The sequence below is a fragment of the Kribbella sp. NBC_01505 genome, from assembly GCF_045040285.1.
Classification (GTDB): domain Bacteria; phylum Actinomycetota; class Actinomycetes; order Propionibacteriales; family Kribbellaceae; genus Kribbella.
Map to the genome: position 1 here is coordinate 5,294,405 of NZ_CP109425.1, position 19,093 is coordinate 5,313,497.

At 68.1% G+C, this 19,093-nt stretch carries 12 protein-coding genes; 6 read left to right on the top strand and 6 right to left on the bottom strand.

Translation table 11 applies throughout. The features are described from left to right. Positions 1 to 11: 11 nt before the first annotated feature. Positions 12 to 890: a peptidylprolyl isomerase gene (locus OG474_RS25070; RefSeq protein WP_405056002.1), complete on the bottom strand. Its 879-nt coding sequence runs from the start codon at positions 888 to 890 to the stop codon at positions 12 to 14. 129 nt (positions 891 to 1,019) lie between these two features. Next, positions 1,020 to 2,369: a serine hydrolase domain-containing protein gene (locus OG474_RS25075; protein WP_405056003.1), complete on the bottom strand. Its 1,350-nt coding sequence runs from the start codon at positions 2,367 to 2,369 to the stop codon at positions 1,020 to 1,022. Between the two features lie 1,019 nt (positions 2,370 to 3,388). Here OG474_RS25075 and OG474_RS25080 point away from each other — a divergent pair. Continuing rightward, on the top strand, positions 3,389 to 3,775 hold the full coding sequence (locus OG474_RS25080; protein ID WP_405056004.1) for a hypothetical protein: 387 nt from the start codon (positions 3,389 to 3,391) through the stop codon (positions 3,773 to 3,775). On the opposite strand, the gene OG474_RS25085 is transcribed toward OG474_RS25080, so the two are convergent. Next, positions 3,776 to 5,539, bottom strand: coding sequence for an acetyl/propionyl/methylcrotonyl-CoA carboxylase subunit alpha (locus tag OG474_RS25085; RefSeq protein WP_405064611.1), 1,764 nt, complete (start codon positions 5,537 to 5,539; stop codon positions 3,776 to 3,778). It lies immediately after the preceding gene. A 245-nt stretch (positions 5,540 to 5,784) separates the two neighbouring features. Here OG474_RS25085 and OG474_RS25090 point away from each other — a divergent pair, with 245 nt between their 5' ends. From OG474_RS25090 to OG474_RS25100, 3 genes are read left to right on the top strand one after another with little or no spacing between them, the layout of a single operon-like run. Next, positions 5,785 to 6,708, top strand: coding sequence for an SMP-30/gluconolactonase/LRE family protein (locus OG474_RS25090; RefSeq protein ID WP_405056005.1), 924 nt, complete (start codon positions 5,785 to 5,787; stop codon positions 6,706 to 6,708). Further along, positions 6,701 to 9,034 carry an NB-ARC domain-containing protein gene (locus OG474_RS25095; protein ID WP_405056006.1) on the top strand — a complete coding sequence of 778 codons (2,334 nt, stop codon included), beginning with the start codon at positions 6,701 to 6,703 and terminating at the stop codon, positions 9,032 to 9,034. Before OG474_RS25090 ends, OG474_RS25095 begins: the two co-directional genes overlap by 8 nt. A 58-nt stretch (positions 9,035 to 9,092) precedes the next feature. Next, positions 9,093 to 11,495: an NB-ARC domain-containing protein gene (locus OG474_RS25100; RefSeq protein WP_405056007.1), complete on the top strand. Its 2,403-nt coding sequence runs from the start codon at positions 9,093 to 9,095 to the stop codon at positions 11,493 to 11,495. Here the strand turns inward: OG474_RS25100 and OG474_RS25105 are convergent. Next, complete coding sequence (locus OG474_RS25105) at positions 11,424 to 12,860, bottom strand: Nramp family divalent metal transporter (protein WP_405056008.1); 1,437 nt, start codon at positions 12,858 to 12,860, stop codon at positions 11,424 to 11,426. The genes OG474_RS25100 and OG474_RS25105 overlap by 72 nt on opposite strands. Positions 12,861 to 13,129: 269 nt before the next feature. On the opposite strand from OG474_RS25105, the gene OG474_RS25110 reads away from it, so the two are divergent. Both OG474_RS25110 and OG474_RS25115 read left to right on the top strand, forming a co-directional pair. Further along, positions 13,130 to 15,850 carry a glycosyltransferase gene (locus OG474_RS25110; protein WP_405056009.1) on the top strand — a complete coding sequence of 907 codons (2,721 nt, stop codon included), beginning with the start codon at positions 13,130 to 13,132 and terminating at the stop codon, positions 15,848 to 15,850. Further along, a complete protein-coding gene (locus OG474_RS25115) occupies positions 15,847 to 16,317 on the top strand; it encodes a polyketide cyclase (RefSeq protein WP_405056010.1) in 471 nt (156 codons plus the stop codon). Before OG474_RS25110 ends, OG474_RS25115 begins: the two co-directional genes overlap by 4 nt. Here OG474_RS25115 and OG474_RS25120 read toward each other — a convergent pair. After that, on the bottom strand, positions 16,314 to 16,745 hold the full coding sequence (locus OG474_RS25120; RefSeq protein WP_405056011.1) for a YdeI/OmpD-associated family protein: 432 nt from the start codon (positions 16,743 to 16,745) through the stop codon (positions 16,314 to 16,316). The genes OG474_RS25115 and OG474_RS25120 overlap by 4 nt on opposite strands. 96 nt (positions 16,746 to 16,841) lie before the next feature. Continuing rightward, a complete protein-coding gene (locus OG474_RS25125; RefSeq protein WP_405056012.1) occupies positions 16,842 to 18,986 on the bottom strand; it encodes an MMPL family transporter in 2,145 nt (714 codons plus the stop codon). Positions 18,987 to 19,093 lie beyond the last annotated feature (107 nt).

The following is a 19,093-nucleotide window of genomic DNA, read 5'->3' on the forward strand; positions in this document are numbered from 1 at the left end:
TCTCGTTGAGGTCAGGCTGCGGCGGTAGCCGTGGTGATCTTGACCGGGGTGACGGGGGCGCCGTCGGTCGGGCCGTTCTGGGGCGTGACGCCGGCTTGGGCGACCTTGTCGACGAGCTTGAGGCTGGCCTCGTCGAGGGTGCCGAAGGCGGTGTACTGCGGGCCGAGACCGGAGGCGTCGCCGTAGACGATGAAGAACTGGCTGCCGTTGGTGTTCGGGCCCGAGTTGGCCATGGCGAGGATGCCGCGCCCGTACTTCAGGGTCGGGTAGACCTCGTCGGCGAAGCTGTAGCCAGGGCCACCGCTGCCGCTGCCGCTCGGGTCGCCGCACTGCAGGACCTGGAGGCCCTCGCCGACGGTGAGCCGGTGGCACGTGGTGTTGTCGAAGTACTTCTGGCCGACGAGGCTCAGGAAGTTCTTCACCGTGCACGGGGCGAGCGCGCTGTCCAGGGTGACCTGGAGGTCGCCGACGGACGTGTTCAGGCTGACCTTCGACGTACCGGACGCCTTGATCTTGCCGTCGGCCGGCGGGTTGACCTTCTTGCTGGCCGGTTCCGCGCCCTTCTTATAGGTGCAGTTCACCTCGGCGGGCAGCGGCGTGGCCCGCTTCGGCGCGGCGGCCAGTGCGGTCGGGATCGTCTTCGGCTTGTTGTCCGGACCGGCGGGCGCGTCCGACGGCGGGACCGACGGGGTGTCCGAGCCGGCGACCGGCGTGTCTTCACCCTTGGGGCCGAAGAACACGAAGACTCCGACCAGAACGGCGACGACCGCGACCACGGCGGTGACCGTGACGGCCATGTTCCGCCGTTGCCGGGCGCGCTCAGCCTGCCGCTCGGCTTGCCGTTGGGCCTTCCGCGCCGCGAGCTGCTGCTCGTGGGTCCTCTTGGACATGCAAACCCTCCCTCACCGTGATGTCTGGAGGGAACTTACAGCGTCAACCTGAGAACTGTCTGTTAATCCACCGGAACCGTGACCCTTTCGAGGTCCGCGAACAAGTCACCCCGCAGTTCTGGCGAACAGTCACCTACTAGTTCTCGCGAACAGGCGGCCGGCCAGGTCACCGCCGGTGATGCGGCCGTCGTCACCGCGAGTGAAGTAGCCGCGCTGGCCGGCCAGGCCGCCCCCGGTCAGGACGAACTCGTCGTCGGGCAGCAGCGCGAGCGGAGCGGCTGGGAGGTCCGGCGGGATCTCGGCGTCGGTGGCGGCGCGGAGCTCGGGCTTGATCTCGACCGCGAGGGTGATTCCGGTGCCATCGGCAACGATATCGACGTTCATCGCGTCGTTCTGGTAGCGGCCGGCCATCTCCCGCGCCCGGGCGTCGTCGTACGGCAGCGGCTCCGGCTCTTCCTCGACCAGGCCGAGGTAGTGCTCGAGCGCCCAGCGCAGAACGGCCTGGTTGAGCTGATAGCCCTCGGGGCCGGAGTTGCTCAGGGTGACGACGGCGAAACCACGAGCCGGTACGACGAGGAGCTCGGCGTACTGTCCGTTCCCGGATCCGCCGTGCCCGATCGTGAGCACGTCGTTGATGGTCTTGCGGAACCACGCGATCCCGAACCCGTCACCGAGCGAGCTGGCCCGCAGGGCGATGGTCTCGTCGCGCATGCTGTGCAACACGTGCGCGGGAAGCGGTCCCGATCCGTCGCCGAGCTGGAATCTTGCCCAGCGCAACAAGTCGCTGACGGTCGACACCACTCCGCCACCAGGATTGTTGCCGCGATCCCCAGCCCGCCAGGCCTTCCACGGTACGGCGGGGCGCAGGACCCCGTCGGTATCCGGATTGTGCCCGACCGCGAACTTGCGAATCAGTACGTCGTCGATGTCGAACACCGTGTTGGTCAGCCCGAGCGGTTCGAACAGCAGCTCGGCCATCGCCTGCTCGTAGCCCAGGCCGGTCACGTTCTCGATGATCCGGCCGACCAGGTTGAAACCGGCCTGACTGTACGACGCCCGTGCGCCCGGCTCGGCGATCTGCGGCAGCTCGGCCAGCTTCGCCACGAACCCGGCCAGTGTCGGGTCGAAGTTGCCGACGAGGTTCCAGTCCAGGCCTGCGGTGTGGTTGAGCAGGTTCAGGACGGTGATCCGCTCCGCCGCGTCCGCGTCGGCCAGTTGCAGATCCGGGACATAGCGACGTACCGGCGCTTCGAGCTCGACCTTGCCATCGGCGACGAGCCGCATCAGCGCGGTCGCGGTGAAGGTCTTCGAGACCGACGCGATGTGGAAGAGCGTGTCCGCATCCACCGCCTCGGTGCCGCCGGCCCGCGTCACGCCGTGACCGGCGAACACCTCCTGGCCGTCGACCAGTACGCCGACCGCTGCGCCCGGCACGCCCAGCTCGGCGGCCTTCGCGGTGACAAATTCCTGCAGCTCCATCGTCCTCACCTTTCCTCGACTTGAACAACGTTCAAGGAACACTAACCCGGAACCTGAACATCGTTCAAGAGTTTCCTGCACATTGTTCAAGTCGAGAAGGTGAGATGGGGGTGACCCAGGGCGGGTTGGGTTGAGGGGGATGGCGCGGCCGGCGATCGGGTTCACGATGTCGGGGCTGACGGGCTGTGGTTGCGGCCGGTGGTGAGGGGTCTGGAGGGCTGACCCGTCGCGGTGGTTCGTCACTGACCTACGGTCACGCCAACATCCGGCAAACGGTCGCTGTTGTCGCGGCCCTTCAGGTAACTCAGTCAGAGCCCGTCGGTCGCAGACAAGGTGGCTTCGGTCGCCAATCGCACCATCGACCTCCGTCCCAGACTCGGCGCACTGGACGCCTCACTGGCGGCCGGAGGTGGGCGAAACCGCCTGTGTGGAAACAAATGTGCGCCCAGCAGCGACCAGAATGTTCCAATCAGTGAGCGGATGCACCTTTGCGGGGATCTGCTGTCTCTGGGTGGCAGTAGATCCCCACAAAGGTGGTTGGTGTGCCCCCGATTCGCGCCGCACCGGACAGGCCGGACACGTACACGGTGGTTGGTCGCCGCGGCGGCCGATTGACAGAGACGGGTGGCGGGGCAGGTGTGTGGCTGAGGGGGATGGCGAGGTCAGTGACCACGGTTTCGGTTGCTTGGGCTTCCGGGCTATGGCTGGGGTTGCTGAGGTGACGCCAGCCGGTGAGTTTTCGTCGCTAGATGGAAAATACCGGCTAACGAACCGGACGGCCCTTGCTGTCTGGAAACGAGGGGATCTCCCCTCAACTTGCTGGTTCTCCCCTCAATATTTGACCAGAGAAGGGCCCACTTGAACGGAGATCCCCTCAAATGACACGAGCCAGCCGGCCGCCCGGCAAAGGAGCGCCGATTGCCCCGACATCTTTCACCGAGCGGCCTTGTGGGTGACCCTCTGGTGTGCATACTGGGTATCTAGATACTCGGTATGTAAACGAAGAGGGGACTCCACAGATGAAGGTTCGAATGATCGGTGCGGCTCTGGGTGTGGCGGCGTTGGCGGCGTTCCCGCTCGCGGCGCAGGCCGCGCCTCTGAAGGCTCAGACGACGCAGCCCTACCAGCACCTCGTGACGGTCAACAGCAAGGCCTGGTCCACCGGTGGCACCTACGTCGCCACCGGCGGCGACATCAAGCTGAACCTGACCACCCTGGAGAAGAACACCAAGGTCTTCGTCGAGCGGTGCGAGGGCGCGGACCTCGGCGACGTCCAGAACTTCACCAAGGCGAAGCCGAGCCACACGCTGGCCACCGGCGTCGAGAAGGGCGAGTGCTTCATCGTTCTGCTCTCGCCCATCACCGGCAACGGCAACTACCTGGTCAAGGGCACCCTGACGTACTAGTCAGTCCTTGATCTCGCAGAGGACGGCGCCGGCCGAGACGGTGGCGCCGACCTCTGCGGACAGGCCGGTCACGGTGCCGGCCTTGTGCGCGTTCAGCGGCTGCTCCATCTTCATGGCTTCCAGTACGACGATCAGGTCGCCCTCGGCGACCGTCGCGCCTTCCTCGACGGCCAGCTTCACGATCGTGCCCTGCATCGGCGAGGTCAGCGAGTCGCCGGACGCGGCCGCCTTGCCCGAGCCACCGGACCGGCGAGCGGGCTTCTTCTTCGCGCCCGCGCCACCTGCCGCGCCGCCACCGGCGGAGATCCCGAACCCGGCCGGCAGTGCGACCTCGAGTCGCTTGCCTCCGACCTCGACCACGACCTTCTCCCGGTCCGCGGCCTCCGGCGCCTCGGCGGTCGGACCGTCGTACGGCGTGAGCTGGTTGTCGAACTCGGTCTCGATCCAGCGGGTGTGCACCTTGAACCCGTCCGCGCCGACGAACGCCGGGTCGGACACGACCGTTGCGTGGAACGGGACCACGGTCGGCATGCCCTCGACGACGAACTCGCGCAGCGCACGGCGGGACCGCTCGAGCGCCTGGGTGCGGTCGCGGCCGGTGACGATCAGCTTGGCGACCAGCGAGTCGAACGCGCCGGGCACGGTCTCGCCCTCGTCGTACCCACCGTCGATCCGGACGCCCGGACCGCTCGGGGGCTTCCACTTGGTCAGGGTGCCGGGTGCGGGCAGGAAGCCGCGGCCGCCGTCCTCGGCGTTGATCCGGAACTCGATCGAGTGTCCACTCACCTCGGGGTCGTCGTACCCGAGCTCTTCGCCGTTGGCGATCCGGAACATCTCGCGGACCAGATCCAGCCCGGTGACCTCCTCGGAGACCGGGTGCTCGACCTGCAGCCGCGTGTTCACCTCGAGGAACGAGATCAGGCCGTCCTGGCCGACCAGGAACTCGCAGGTCCCGGCGCCGACGTACCCGGCCTCGCGCAGGATCGCCTTGGAGGACTTGTAGAGCGTCTCCAGCTGCTCAGGGGTGAGGAACGGCGCGGGCGCCTCCTCGACCAGCTTCTGGTAGCGGCGCTGCAGCGAGCAGTCCCGGGTGGAGACGACCACGACGTTGCCGTGGGCATCGGCCAGGCACTGGGTCTCGACGTGCCGCGGCTTGTCCAGGTACCGCTCGACGAAGCACTCGCCGCGGCCGAACGCGCTGACCGCCTCGCGGGTCGCGGACTCGAACAGCTCCGGGACCTCCTCGAGGTTGCGGGCGACCTTCATGCCGCGGCCACCCCCGCCGTACGCCGCCTTGATCGCGATCGGCAGGCCGAACTCCTCGGCGAACGCGACCACCTCGGCCGCGTCGGCCACCGGGTTCGGCGTACCGGGGACCTGCGGGGCGCCGACCTTCTCGGCGATGTGCCGGGCCTTGACCTTGTCGCCGAGCGAGTCGATCGCCGACGGCGGCGGGCCGATCCAGATCAGCCCGGCGTCCAGGACGGCCTGCGCGAACTCGGCGTTCTCGGCCAGGAAGCCGTACCCCGGGTGCACCGCGTCCGCGCCGGAGCGGGCCGCGAGATCCAGGATCTTGGCGATGTTCAGGTAGGAGTCGGCCGGGGTCGAGCCGTCCAGCGCGTACGCCTCGTCGGCCAGCCGGACGAACAACGCGTCCCGGTCCTGGTCGGCGTACACGGCGACGCTGCCCAGCCCGGCGTCGGCCGCCGCCCGGACGACCCGGACCGCGATCTCGCCCCGGTTGGCGACCAGAACCTTGGTGATCTGCTTGCTCTCAGACACAGCACGACTCCTTCCAAGCCTGGGCCCACTCTAGAGTCCAAACCGTGGACACGGGGCGGGGTGTTGATCACAGTCGGCGGACCTGAGCCACTGATCAATGTCGTGCGGCGGTCCGGATCGCGGCCGCGCTGAGCGTGGCCGGGCGTGTCGCGCCTAGGTTGGTCAGTGCTGGCGGTCCGCGGTGCGCATAGGCTTCCGCGGAAGCCTCGACCTGGGAGCGTGTGCGGATGACCATTCTCGAACCGTTGGCGGGAACCGTTCCGGCGGAGTGGGAGAGGTTCGACGACCGGTTCGGCGGGATCCGCGGCGACCACCACCTGGAGCGGCTGTGGACCGGGGGTCGGTGGGTCGAGGGGCCGGTCTACTCGCCGGCCGGGCGCTACCTGCTCTGGAGCGACATCCCGAACGACCGGATCCTGCGCTGGGACGAGACGTCGTACCAGGTCTCCGCCTTCCGGACCCCGGCCGGGAACACGAACGGTCACACCCTCGACCAGGAGGGTCGTCTCGTCAGCTGTGAGCACGGCAACCGGCGCGTGACCCGGACCGAGCACAGCGGCCGGATCACCGTGCTCGCCGACGGCCACGAAGGTCACCGGTTGAACAGCCCGAACGATGTCGTGGTCAAGCGTGACGGCTCTGTCTGGTTCACGGATCCGTCGTACGGGATCTCCAGCGACTACGAGGGGCACGCCGGCGAGATCGAGACGAACGGCTGCCATGTCTATCGGGTCGCGGACGGCGTGCTGACCCGGGTCGCGGACGACTTCGACGGGCCGAACGGGCTGGCCTTCTCGCCGGACGAGTCGCTGCTCTACATCACCGACACCGAGCGGGCGCACATGCGCGTCTTCCGGGTCGAGGGCGACCGGATCAGCGGTGGCGAGGTCTTCGCCGAGTGCGGGAACGGCGCCTTCGACGGGATCCGGATCGACACGACCGGCCGGGTCTGGGCGTCGGCCGCGGACGGCGTACACGTCTATCACCCGGACGGCACGCTGCTCGGCAAGCTGCTGGTCCCCGAGATCGTCTCCAACCTGACCTTCGGCGGCGCCAAGCGGAACCGCCTCTTCATCACCGCCACCACCTCCGTCTACTCCCTCTTCACCACGGTCAACGGCACCGCCCAGCCGTACGACCTAGATGTCTGAGTTCGGTCCAGTACTGCGGAAGTTCCGCAAGGCCGCCGGGTTCTCGCAGGAACGGCTGGCCAAGGAGTCGGGGGTCAGCGTCGAGGCGATCAAGACGTTGGAGGCGGGGCGTCGCCGGTATCCGTGGGTGCAGACCGTCGACCTCCTGAGCGACGGTCTGGGGCTTGATGCCGACGAGCGGTCCGAGCTGAAGGCTGCGGCCGCGCGACCTCCGGTAGGCACCGGCCCGGAGCGGCTGCCTGCCGAGGTGGCGGACTTCGTGGGTCGTGCCGAGCAGATCGCCACGGTGTCCACCCTGCTGACCGGCGGCGGGCAGGCGCCTGGAGTGGTGGTCATCTCGGCGATTGCCGGGATGGGTGGTGTAGGTAAGACCGCGCTGGCTGTCCGCGTCGCACGGGAGCTGGCGGGCCGGTTCGCCGACGGCGTGCTGTACGTGAATCTGCGCGGCTTCGGCGTTGGTGAACCGATGACGCCGCTGGAGGCGTTGAGCGCGTTGCTTCGGCAGCTCGGGTTCGTGCGGCAGCGACCACCGGGGTCGGTCGACGAGGCGGCCGGGTTGTTCCGGACGGCTTGTGCCACGCGCAGGCTGCTCGTCGTGCTGGACAACGCGGCAACGGTCGAGCAGGTTCAGCCGCTGCTTCCCGGTACGGCGAACTGTGCGGTGATCGTCACCAGCCGTCGTGCACTTGTCGGGCTACCGGGCGCGCAGCCGCTGACGCTCGACGTACTGCCGGAGGACGAAGCGTTGTCCTTGCTGACCTCCGTGGCCGGTCGAGAGCGGATCGCTGCTGATCCGCCGGCTGCGCGTGCGGTGGTGGAGCTCTGCGGGTCGTTGCCATTAGCAATCAGAATCGCCGGTACCCGGCTGGCGGCCGAGCCGGCCTGGACCATCGCCGACCTGGCGCGCCTGCTCGCCGACGAGACGGCCCGGCTGGACGAGCTCGGTGACGCGGAGCACGGCGTACGGGCTTCGATCGGGCTGTCCCTGGCCGGTACGTCAGCAGGCGCGACCGAATTCTTCGGCCCGCTCGGTCTGCACGAAGGCGTCGAGCTGGACCTGAAGGTCGCCGCGCGGCTGGTCGATCGTCCCGAGGCGGACGTCGAGCCGTTGCTGGAGAATCTGGTCGACCTGCACCTGCTGGAGTCGGTAGGTCCGCGCCGTTACCAGTTCCACGACCTGGTCCGTGACTACGCCCGCGAGCTGGCCCCCGACGACCGTACGGCGGCGCACCGGCGGGTGCTCGATCTCTACGTCGCGATGGCCTGGCAGGCCCGGACGCAGTTCGGCTTCCGCGTGCAGCCGGAGGACTGGTTCGACGAGCAGTGGCTTCGTGGGACCGAGGGCCTCGAGTACGACGAGGTCATGTCCTGGCTGGACGTCGAGGCCGATGAGCTGCTCGCGGCGGCTCGCCGTTCGATGGCTGATCCGTGTCCCGAACGCACCGCCGTCGTCCGGCTCGCAGGCGGCCTCCTGCTGTTCTGGGCCACCCGCCGTCGCCGGATCGAGGGTACGCAACTGGATGAGCTCGCCCTGGCTGCGCTCAGTGAAGACCCGACCTGCGCTCCGCCGCAGGCAACAGCAGCGATCAGGCACCACCTGGGCGTGCACTACCTGGCCAGAGCCGACTACGAGACCGCCGCAGCCCATCTGAGAATCGCGATCGACCTGGATGCGGAGCGAGGCTACCAAGCACACCGCAGCCTGAGCCTTCTGGAGCTGGCTCGCTGCCTGGAGCGCATGGACCGACTGGCCGAGGCGGTTCCGCTGGCCCGAACCGCCCTCGACCTGGCCAGAAGCGTCTCCGACCCCACCATCGAAGGCGGCTCGCATCTCCTTCTGGGCCTCCTGGCGGGCCGCCTCGGTCACTTCCCCGAACAGGACGAGTCGTTCGCCTTGGCCGTTGCCCTGGTCCGTCGGGGCGGCCCGAGGTTCCTGGACATCCTCTTCCCCACCATCGGCGAAAGCTACCTCCGCTCCGGCCGCCCCGAAGCCGCCCGAATCTGGCTCCGAACCCACCTCCCCGAACTCAAAGCCTCCACCAACAGAGCCGCCACCGCCGAACACCTCCACCACCTCGCCACAGCCGAACTCCAACTGGCGTCGTACGAAGCAGCCCGGCAGTCTCTGACCGACGCCCTGACCCTCGTCCCCACCACCAACGGCGAACTGGAAGCCCGCATCCGCCACTCCCTTGGTACGGCGTTGACCGGCCTCGGCGAGCCCGAGCCCGCCCGCGAGCAGTGGCTGCTGGCATTGGAGCTCTACCGGCGCTACGGCCTGCCCCAGGCTGCCGAGGTACAGGCATTGTTGGGGTTCGATAGCTGAGTTTGGTCCGGTACTCCCTCCCCCCGAGCAGATGACATTCGCAGATTGGTGACGTTCGATGCCTGACTTCGGCCCAGTACTACGAACCTTCCGCAAGGCCGCGGGTCTTTCGCAGGAGCGACTGGCTGCAGCCTCGGGAGTCAGTGTCGAGGCGATCAAGACACTGGAGGCCGGTCGCCGTCGCTTTCCGTGGGCGCAGACGGTCGATCTGCTGGCTCAGGGGCTTCAGCTGACCAGCGAAGAGCGCGCCGAGCTGAAGGCGGCGGCCGTCCGGCCCAAGGCGAACTCCGGCGGTGACATGCTCCCTGCCGAGGTGGCGGACTTTGTCGGTCGCGTCGATCAGATCGCGGCTGTGTCCGGCCTCCTCACTGGTGGTGGACGGGAACCTGGAGTGGTCGTCATCTCGGCCCTCGCCGGCATGGGTGGCGTGGGTAAGACCGCCCTGGCCGTTCGCGTCGCGCGCGAGGTCGCGGGCCGGTTCGCCGACGGCGTGCTCTACCTGAATCTCCGTGGCTTCGGGGTCGGGGAACCGATGGCACCGTTGGAGGCGCTGAGCGCGCTGCTTCGGCAACTCGGCTTCGTGCTCCAGCAGCCGCCTGCGTCCGTCGACGAGGCTGCTGGGCTGTTCCGGACGGCCTGCGCAACGCGGAAGCTGCTGGTCGTACTGGACAATGCGGTCAGCGTCGAACAGGTCATGCCGCTGCTCCCCGGTACGTCGAGCTGTGCCGTCATCGTCACCAGTCGGCGTGCCATGGTCGGCCTGCCGGGCGCGCAGCCGCTCACCCTCGCGGTCCTGCCGCAGGACGAGGCATTGGCCTTGCTGACCTCAGCCGCCGGCCGGGACCGGATCGGGGACGATCCGCAGGCAGCGCTGGAAGTGGTCGCCCTGTGCGGATCGTTGCCATTGGCCCTCAGAATCGCCGGGACCCGGCTCGCGGCCGAATCGAGCTGGACCGTCGCCGACCTGGCCCGGCGACTGAGCGACGAGACGGCTCGCCTGGATGTGCTCGGTGGCACGGAGTCCGGCGTACGGGCGTCCATCGCGTTGTCGCTGACCGGAACGTCGGCGCAGGATGCCGCCGCGGCCGAGGTCTTCGGGCTCCTCGGTCTGCACCAGGGAGAGGACCTGGATCTCAAGGTCGCCGCCCGCTTGGTCGACCGCCCGGAGGCGGAGGTCGAGACACTGCTCGAGCACCTGGTCGATCTGCATCTGCTGGACTCTTCGGCGCCGCGCCGCTACCAGTTCCACGACCTGGTGCGCGCGTATGCCCAGGAACTGGCGGAAGGGCGAACCAGCCCCGCGGAGCGTGCAGCGGCGCACGACCGGGTGATAGCGCTCTACGTGGCGATGGTCTGGCGTCTGCGCAGCTTCTACGGGCTCGGGCAGCTCTCGCGCGAGTGGGTCGACGAAGGCTGGTTCAGCGAGGCCGAAGAGCTCGAGAAGCCGCAAGTACTGGACTGGCTCGATGCCGAGGCGGACGAGATCCTTGCCGCGGCTCAGCGGTTGGCGGCCGGGCCCCGGTCCGGTTACGCCTCGATCGTCCGGATCGCCGTTCCCATGGCCACGTACTGGAGGAGTCGTCGACGGGAGACCGACGGAGTGCGGATGGGAGTGCTGGCGGTGACGGCGATGCGCGACGACCCCACTTGTGTGCCTCCGCAAGCTTTCCTCGCCATGAGCTACCACCTGGCATGCCACTACCACAACCGGTCCGACTTCGAGTCGGCCATCCTCCACATGACGGCGTCGGTCGAAGGCTCCGTGGTCCAGGGCCAGGCACGGCAGCAGCTGTACAGCTTGCTCGCTCTCAGCCAGATGCTCGAACGGGCCCATCGGTTCGACGAGAGTCTTGCGCGGGGCCAAGTCGGCCTGGAGCTTGCCTTGAGCGCCGGTGACGAAGCCGCCGAGGGCGAAGCGCGGGCGAACCTCGGAGTGCTTGCCGGACGGCGAGGGGAGTGGGCGGAGCAGGACCGCGAGTTCGAGTTGGCGGAGGCCCTGTACCGGCGGACGCAGCTCTGGGACCTCCTGTCGCTGGTGGAAGTCATCGTTCGGTCCTACCGCGGTTGCGGTCGCGCCGGGAAGGCGCGGGACTTGCTTCGAAGAGTGCTGGACGACGTTCGGGAGAACACTGGCAAGTTCGTGTACGCGGATTGCTTGGAGCTTCTCGGCGCGACCGAGGTCGAACTGGAGTCCTACGACACGGCACGCGTCCACCTCGAGGAGGCACTGTCACTCGTCGGGGACACCAGTGCCGAGTTCGAGGCGCGGATCCGGCACTCGCTCGGTATGGCGTTGAGCGGGCTCGGCGAGGCCGAGCCCGCTCGGGAGCAGTGGCTGGTGGCGTTGGAGCTCTACCGGCGCTACGGGTTGCCGCAGGCTGCTGAGGTTCTAGAGCTTCTTGAGCTGGTCGATGACGGTGAAGACGGCCAGGAAGCCGAAGGCGAGGAAGGAGAAGGCTAGGACGGCGGTGCGGACGGGGGTGATCCGGATCGCCTTGGGGAGGGCGCGGGAGTTCATCCACCAGAGCAGGCCGGAGTAGACGAACATCATCGTGCCGGCGGTGCAGGCGGAGATGACGAGCAGGACCAGCGGCTGGGTGAGGCCGGCCAGCAGGACGATGATGCCGAAGGCAACCAGTCCCCAGACGAGGCCGAAGTACAGCTTGGACTCGGTGACGGTGGAGGTCCGCAGGTAGCGGGCCTTGATCATGTCGGCGGTCAGGCGGGACGTGTAGTCGACGATGCCGGCCGCGGCGGCGAACAGGGAGAACGCGCCGATCGCCCAGAACAGGTAGCCGAACCAGCCGCCGACCGCGGTCTGCAGGGTGGTGCCCTCGATCTTGAGGAAGCCGATGTTGTTCTTGACGTTGCTGTCGCCGAAGAGCGTCGCGTGCGCGAGCATCGAGGTGAACGCGATGGTCAGCACGGTGATCGCGACGAAGGTCGCGGCCTGCTCGATGTTGGCGAACTTCCACCAGCGTTTCCAGCGGGCCAGGTTGGCGTCGTCCGGGGTGAAGACGTAGCCGTTGGCGGTCGGGTCGGCCTCGGTCTCGCCGGTCACCGGTGAGGTCAGTCGCGGCACGTGCAGCCCCTGGCCGAAGCCCTTGTCCCGGATCCAGTTGCTCTGGACGAGGTTCTGCCCGCCACCCGCCCCGGCGTACGCGATCGCACCCATCATCAGCGCGAAGCCGAGCGTCTCGACCGGGAACTGCGGGTGCGTGACGGCGTGGCCGAGGGCGTCGTAGGTCTTGGCCCGGATCGCGAAGATCAGCGCCAGTACGACGAGGAGTCCGACGGCCAGGATCTTGACGAAGATCAGCCGTTCGAGCATCACGTAGACGACCGGGGCGAAGGTCAGGATCAGCCCGATCGTGAGCAGGATCCCGATCGCGATCCAGCGGGGATCGCCGCCGCCGAACAGGTAGGTCAGCATCGAGGCCGAGCTGGTCGCCCAGCCGGGCCACATGTTCGCGAAGTACGTCATGACCGCGAAGAACAGGCCCCAGTGCTTGCCGAAGCGGTTGAAGCCGGTCAACGCTGTCTCACCAGTGGCCAGCGTGTACCGCTCGATCTCCATGTTCAGGAACCACTGGATCACCACACCGACCAGGGCGCCCCAGAGGAAGACCAGGCCGACCTGACTGGAGATGTACGGCCAGAGGATGAATTCGCCCGAGGCCAGCCCCACGCCCGCCCCGACCATCCCCGGCCCGACGATCTTCCAGGTCTGGGTGGGGGGCTCCGGTAGGTCCCTGACCTGTGGAGCGGGTAGATTCTTCGTCGGCAGCGCGAACGTGCCGTGATCCGTCGCCGTGCTGTCAGCCATCCCGGGCTCCTCACATCGACTGTTTCCGGGAGGTTAGCGGGCACGGAGTGACGAAGACCACTTTCCGGACACGTGCAACGGATCATATGGTCTGGACCGTTTACCCCTTTCGAGGGGATTCATCTACGATCGGCGCAGGGTATTCGTTCCCAATACCTGGCCGAGCGCTGCCGTGAGGGGCGGAAGACGACACCGTGGTTCGAAAGACAGATGAGGGCCTGGACGACCAGCCGGGCTCCGAAAGCGTTATGCAAGATCCTGTTACGGGAATGCCGGCGCGGCTCGACGCGCCCAACCGGCTCCTGATCGGGCCGGTCAACTTCGCGGGGCAGGGCACTCGGTGGGCCCGGGCGCTCGAGAAGCAGTCGCCGACGACGAAGGTGACCGCGTTCGCCTTCCTCAACGGTGTCCTCGACTACCCGCTTGACTACAGCGTGTCAGCGAGCACTTACCGCCGCCATCGGCGCTGGCAGCTGGACTTCTACAACTACGCCGTCCAGAACTACACCCATGTTCTGATGGAGGCGGCGCGGCCGTTCTTCGGCGTGCTGCACGGTCCGGACGCGGGCGGTGACCTCCAGCACCTGCTCAGCAAGGGCGTGCAGGTCGGCCTCCTCGCGCACGGCACCGACGTGCGGATCCCGAGCCGGCACGCCGAGTCCGAGTCGTGGTCGCCGTTCCCCGACATGGAGGACGCGACCGTCGAGATTCTCGAGCGGAAGTCCACTCGCGCCGTCGAGCTGTTCACGTCGTACCCGGGTCCGGTCTTCGTCTCCACGCCCGACCTGCTGGACTACGTGCCCCAGGCGACCTGGTGCCCGGTGGTCGTCGAGACCGACGTCTGGCGCAGCGACGCTCCGGTGCTCGCGCGCAAGCGGCCGGTCGTGGCGCACGCGCCGAGCAAGGCCGTGATCAAGGGGTCCGACCTGATCGACCCGATCATGACCGAGCTGGACCGCCGCGGCGTGATCACCTACCGCCGCGTGCAGGGCGTCGACCCGGCGGACATGCCGGCTGTGTACGGCGACGCCGACATCGTGATCGACCAGTTCCGGATCGGGAACTACGGGGTCGCCGCGTGTGAGGCGATGGCCGCCGGCCGGATCGTGGTCTCGTACGTCTCCAAGGACGTCCGCGATCGCGTCACGGACGCGACCGGGCTCGAGCTGCCGATCGTCCAGGCGACTCCGGACACGCTCGAGGATGTCCTGCTCGGCCTGATCGCGGAGCCGGAGCGCGCCCGCGAGATCGCCGCGCGCGGGCCGGTCTTCGTCGAGGAGGTGCACGACGGCCGTCGCTCGGGCGAGGTGCTGAAGGCGCTCGTCGAGCAGCCGACCGGGGTGCCGACGGACTGGAAGCCGCCGTGGGTGAAGCGCAAGGTCGTGATGATGGCGGGCAACGAGATCATCATCGACTCGCGCGTGCTGAAGTACGCGCAGACGGTGGCGAAGTGGGATCTCGACGTCACGTGCCTCGGTATCGCCGGGCGCCACCTGCGGGGTTCCCGCACGCTGGGCAAGGTGCAGGTGATCGTTCCGGGGGTTCCGGGGAAGGCGACCCTGACCGGGTGGCGCAAGCGGATGAACAACCTGAAGCCCTGGTTCAGCACCGAGCAGGAGTACACGCTGGCCAAGGGTCGCTGGCAGTATGCGACCCGCGAGCTGCGCGGCGACCGTGGCCGGGATGTTCGTGACGCCGGGCGGACCGGCTCCACGAAACGCTCTCGCGTGGACCGCTTGCGGCGCGCGGTGCGCTGGCGCTCGCTGCGGCTGCACAGCGCCGTACTGGATGCCCGTGCGTACCTGGTTCACCGGACCAAGCGGAACACTGCCCCCGAGGCCGCGAAGCGGCGCGCGCGATGGATCGCCTTCCACCGGTCCATGCCGACCGGACGCTGGCGGACGATGCTGCCCGAGGTCGTCGACCAGGAGCTGACGCTGGGCCCGATCCTCGACCGCATGCAGATGGAGGTCATCCATGTGCATGACGTCTACATGCTCGGTATCGCGGCGCGTGCGGCCCATCGGGCGGCTCTGGACGGGCGAACCGTCAAGATCATCTACGACGCCCACGAATACGTGCCGGGCGTGCCGAACGTGCCCCCGCGCCGGGTCGCGGCGTACAGCGATCTCGAGAGTGAGTTCCTGGGTGACGTCGACCGCATCATCACGGTGTCCGACCCACTGGCGCACTGGCTGCAGCGTGACCACAAGCTGGCCGCGTTGCCGGACGTCGTGCTGAACGCGCCGATCGAGCCGCCGGACGACGCTGAGCTCACGGGGCTGCGGGAGCAGTTGCAGCTGGCCGACGACGTGCCCCTGCTGGTGTATCTGGGTGGCGTTCACCGCGCCCGTGGCGTCGCTACGCTCGTCGAGGCGCTGCCGCAGCTGCCCGACGCCCATGTCGCGGTCGTCGCGCGGATCAACACCTTCACCACCGAGCTGCGGGTCCGTGCGGAAGAGCTCGGCGTGGAAGACCGCCTGCATATCCTGCCGTTCGTCGAAGCGGAGCTTGTGCCGCTCTACGTCAAGAGCGCCACGATCGGTGTCAGCCCGCTGCTGCACGCGCCGAACCACGACATCGCGGTGACCAACAAGTTCTGCGAGTACATCGCGGCCGGGATCCCGATCATCACCAGTGACACCTCGGCGCAGGCCGACCTGGTCAACGAGCTGGATCTGGGCGCGGTGTACAAGGCCGGCGACGTCGACGGCTTCGTCCAGGCGGTTCGGGCGGTGCTCGCCGATCGGGACCGGATCGCCGATCGCATCAAGGGCGACCCGCAACTGCAGCACCGTTTCTCGTGGGCGGCCCAGGCCGAGGTGGTCCGATCCGTCTACGCCGACGTGCTGGGCAGCCTCCCTGATGCTGCCTATGAGCCCGGAGCCACGGTGGTCCGCGAGCTCCTGCCCGAGGCGCCCGAGCTGGACGTCACGAACTGGACGGTCTTCCGGGAGAAGAATCCGCGGTCTGACATCCTCCAGGGGTGACCAACGACGAGCGGTTCGAAGTCCAGCGTGAGATCTCCGCGACACCGGCGGAGATCTTCGCTGTACTGCGGGAACCGCGTGGTCACGTCGCCATCGACAGCTCCGGCATGCTGCAGTCCGCGGACGGGCAGCCTGTCGGGGCGGTCGGCGACGAGTTCGTGGTGCACATGGACCGCGAGTCGCTGAACGACCTACCGATGGGCAAGTACGACGTCACGGTGATCATCACCCGCTTCGTCGAGGACGCCGAGCTGGAGTGGACCATTTCCGGCACCATCCAGCCGCCCATCAAGCACCTGTACGGCTACCGCCTGGAGCCCACCGACTCCGGCACCCTGGTCACCACGTACTACGACTGGAGCCAGATCGAGGACCGCTACCGCGGCCGCGTCAACTTCCCGATCATCCCGGAAGCCGGCCTCCGCGCCACCCTGGGCATCCTCGCCCGCACCGTCGAACAGCGCTAAAGCATCTCGATGGCTTTGGCGATGCGCCGGGCGCGGGTCTCCGGCTTCTTCGCGTCGAGGACGGCGTTGACGTGTTCGCGGCGGTGGCTGTAACTCAGCTTGTCGAAGGCCGCGCGCAGGCCGGCCTCGGCGAGCGCGGCGGCGAAGTCCTCCGGTACGTCGATGGTGCGCTCAGCGGAGTCTCGCTCAACCGTGATCGCAACGGTGTCACCGCCCCCTTTGCCCAGCTCGGTCCGGATGCCTTTCAGTACGCCGAGCGCCATGCAACCGCCCATCGACGCGATCGACCCGCGGTACTCCACCCCGTCGAACGTCGCCAGCACCGGAATCCGGCCACCCCCGCCCAGCCCGGCCAGCACCTCGTCCGGAACCTCGACCCAGGCCCCGCCCCCGTCGCCCACCTCGATGACACCCTCGAACGTCTCCATCCCCCGAGGCTAGAGGTCGGCAACGACATCTAGTAGTCCGCGCCTCGGCCTCCGCCGCGCCTGAGCTGGACCATCCTGGACCGCTGCGAGCGACTACTACGTGTCCTTACCGACCTGCTTGCGGGAGAGGGCGCTGGGCCACCAGATCCGGGGGCCGAGGTCGTGGGCCAGGGAGGGGACCAGGAGGGAGCGGACGATGGTGGTGTCGAGGAGGACGCCGAAGGCGACGAGGAAGGCTGTTTGGACCAGGAAGAGGATGGGAAGGACGGCGAGGGCGGAGAAGGTGGCGGCCAGGACGACGCCGGCCGAGGTGATCACGCCGCCGGTGACGGCGAGGCCGGTGAGGATGCCGGGGCGGGTGCCCTGTTCGGTGGATTCCTCGCGGACCCGGGTCATCAGGAAGATCGAGTAGTCGATGCCTAGGGCAACCAGGAAGACGAAGCCGTAGAGCGGGATCGCGGGGTCGGCGCCCGGGAAACCGAAGATGTGGTTGAAGGCGATCGCGCTGACGCCGAGGGTGGCGGCGAACGAGATCACGTTGGCGACGACCAGCAGGACCGCGGCCAGGACCGAGCGGAGCAGCAGCATCAGGACCAGGAAGATGACCGCGAGGATGGTCGGGATGATCACCCGCAGGTCGCGCCGGCTGGCATCGAGGACGTCGAGGTTGATCGCGGTGTTGCCACCGACCAGGACGTGGGGGCCGACCTTGTCGAGCTCGGTCCGCAGATGCTCGACCACCTTGGTCGCCGCGGGCGAATCCGCCTTGACCTTGAGCGTCGCCTGGACCAGAACCTTGCCGTCGACAACCTTCGGCGGTACGCCGGGAGCCAGCGAGGCCGAGGCGGCACCGACCCCGTCCACCTTGGTCGCGATCTGCACCACCTCGTCGGCCCGATCGGCCGGGGTGAGGATCTGGACCGGCGTACCGGCGCCCGCGTCGAAGTGTTTGCCCAGCTCCGTGGTCCCGGTGACGGACTCGACCTTGTTCAGGAACAGGTCCTCCTGCGAGATCCCGCTCGCCTTGAACGTCGGCAGGAACGCCCCGCAGGCGAGCAGCGCCAGCGCGCTGATCACCCAGACCCGGCGCGGATGCCGCCCGACCAGCCCGGACACGCGACCCCAGAGCCGCCGCCCGCCAACCTGATCGCGGGCGTGCACGTGGTCGACCCGCGGCACGGACGGCCAGAAGATCCGTCGTCCGAAGGCCAGCAGGATCGCCGGCAGGAACGTCATCGACGCGATCAGCGCACCGGCGATGCCGATCGCCCCGACCGGCCCGAGCCCCTTCGTGCTCCCGAGCTGAGACAGCAGCAGACACAGCAGCCCGAGGATGACCGTGGCGGCGCTGGCCGCGATCGGCTCGATCGAAGCACGCCAGGCGATCCGCATCGCGTCGTACTTGCTGGTGTAGTCGTGCAGTTCTTCCTTGTACCGCGAGACCAGCAGCAGCGAGTAGTCCGTCGCCGCACCGACCACCAGGATGAACAGGATGCCCTGACTCTGCCCGTTCAGCTCCAGTACGCCGTTCTTGGCCAGCGGGTACACGATCGAGGCGGCCAGCGCGAGCCCGAAGACCGCGGTCAGCAGTACGGCGATCGGCAGGATCGGGCTGCGGTAGACGATGAGCAGGATCAAGAACACGACCGCGAGCGCGACTCCGAGCAGGATGCCGTCGATCCCGCTGAACGCGACGATGAAGTCGGCGAACACCCCGCCGGGCCCGGTCACGTAGACCTGAAGGCCACTCGGAGTGAGATTCTGCTTGATCTCGTCACGCATCGTGTCGGCGGCCGCGAACAGAACGGTCTCGCCCTCCGTGACCACCTCGTCCGCCCGCTCCCCGTCCAGCTCGACGGTCAGCAGCAGTGCCTTCTTGTCGGCCGACGGTACGACGGTCTGCGCGGGCGCGGCCAGATAGTCGCCGAGCTTCTTCCCGCCGCCGAGATCCAGCGTCGGCACCTTCGCGAGGAAGCCCCGGGCCGCGGTCAGATCAGCCGGCGTGATCCCGGAGTCGCGTTCGACCAGGACGAAGTACGGGAGTGCCTTGGAGTCGACGAACTTGGCCGACTCGTTCGCGACCAGCGTGGATTCGGCCTGCTTCGGGAGGAAGTTGGCGTTGTCGTTCTCCTGGACCTCGCTGAGCTTCCCGATCGTGGGCCCGCCGATCGCCCCCAGCACCAGCCACCCGATCAGCACCGCGGCGATCACGCCCCGCCACGCCCACCGTCTGTTCTTCACGGTTCCCCCTCCGCCCCTTGGATAGCTGGCACAGTACCGGGCTTCTCTCACCAGTCAGCGACAGGTGTGCGGGAGCCGTTTCGGCGGCGTAACAACGAGATGACCAC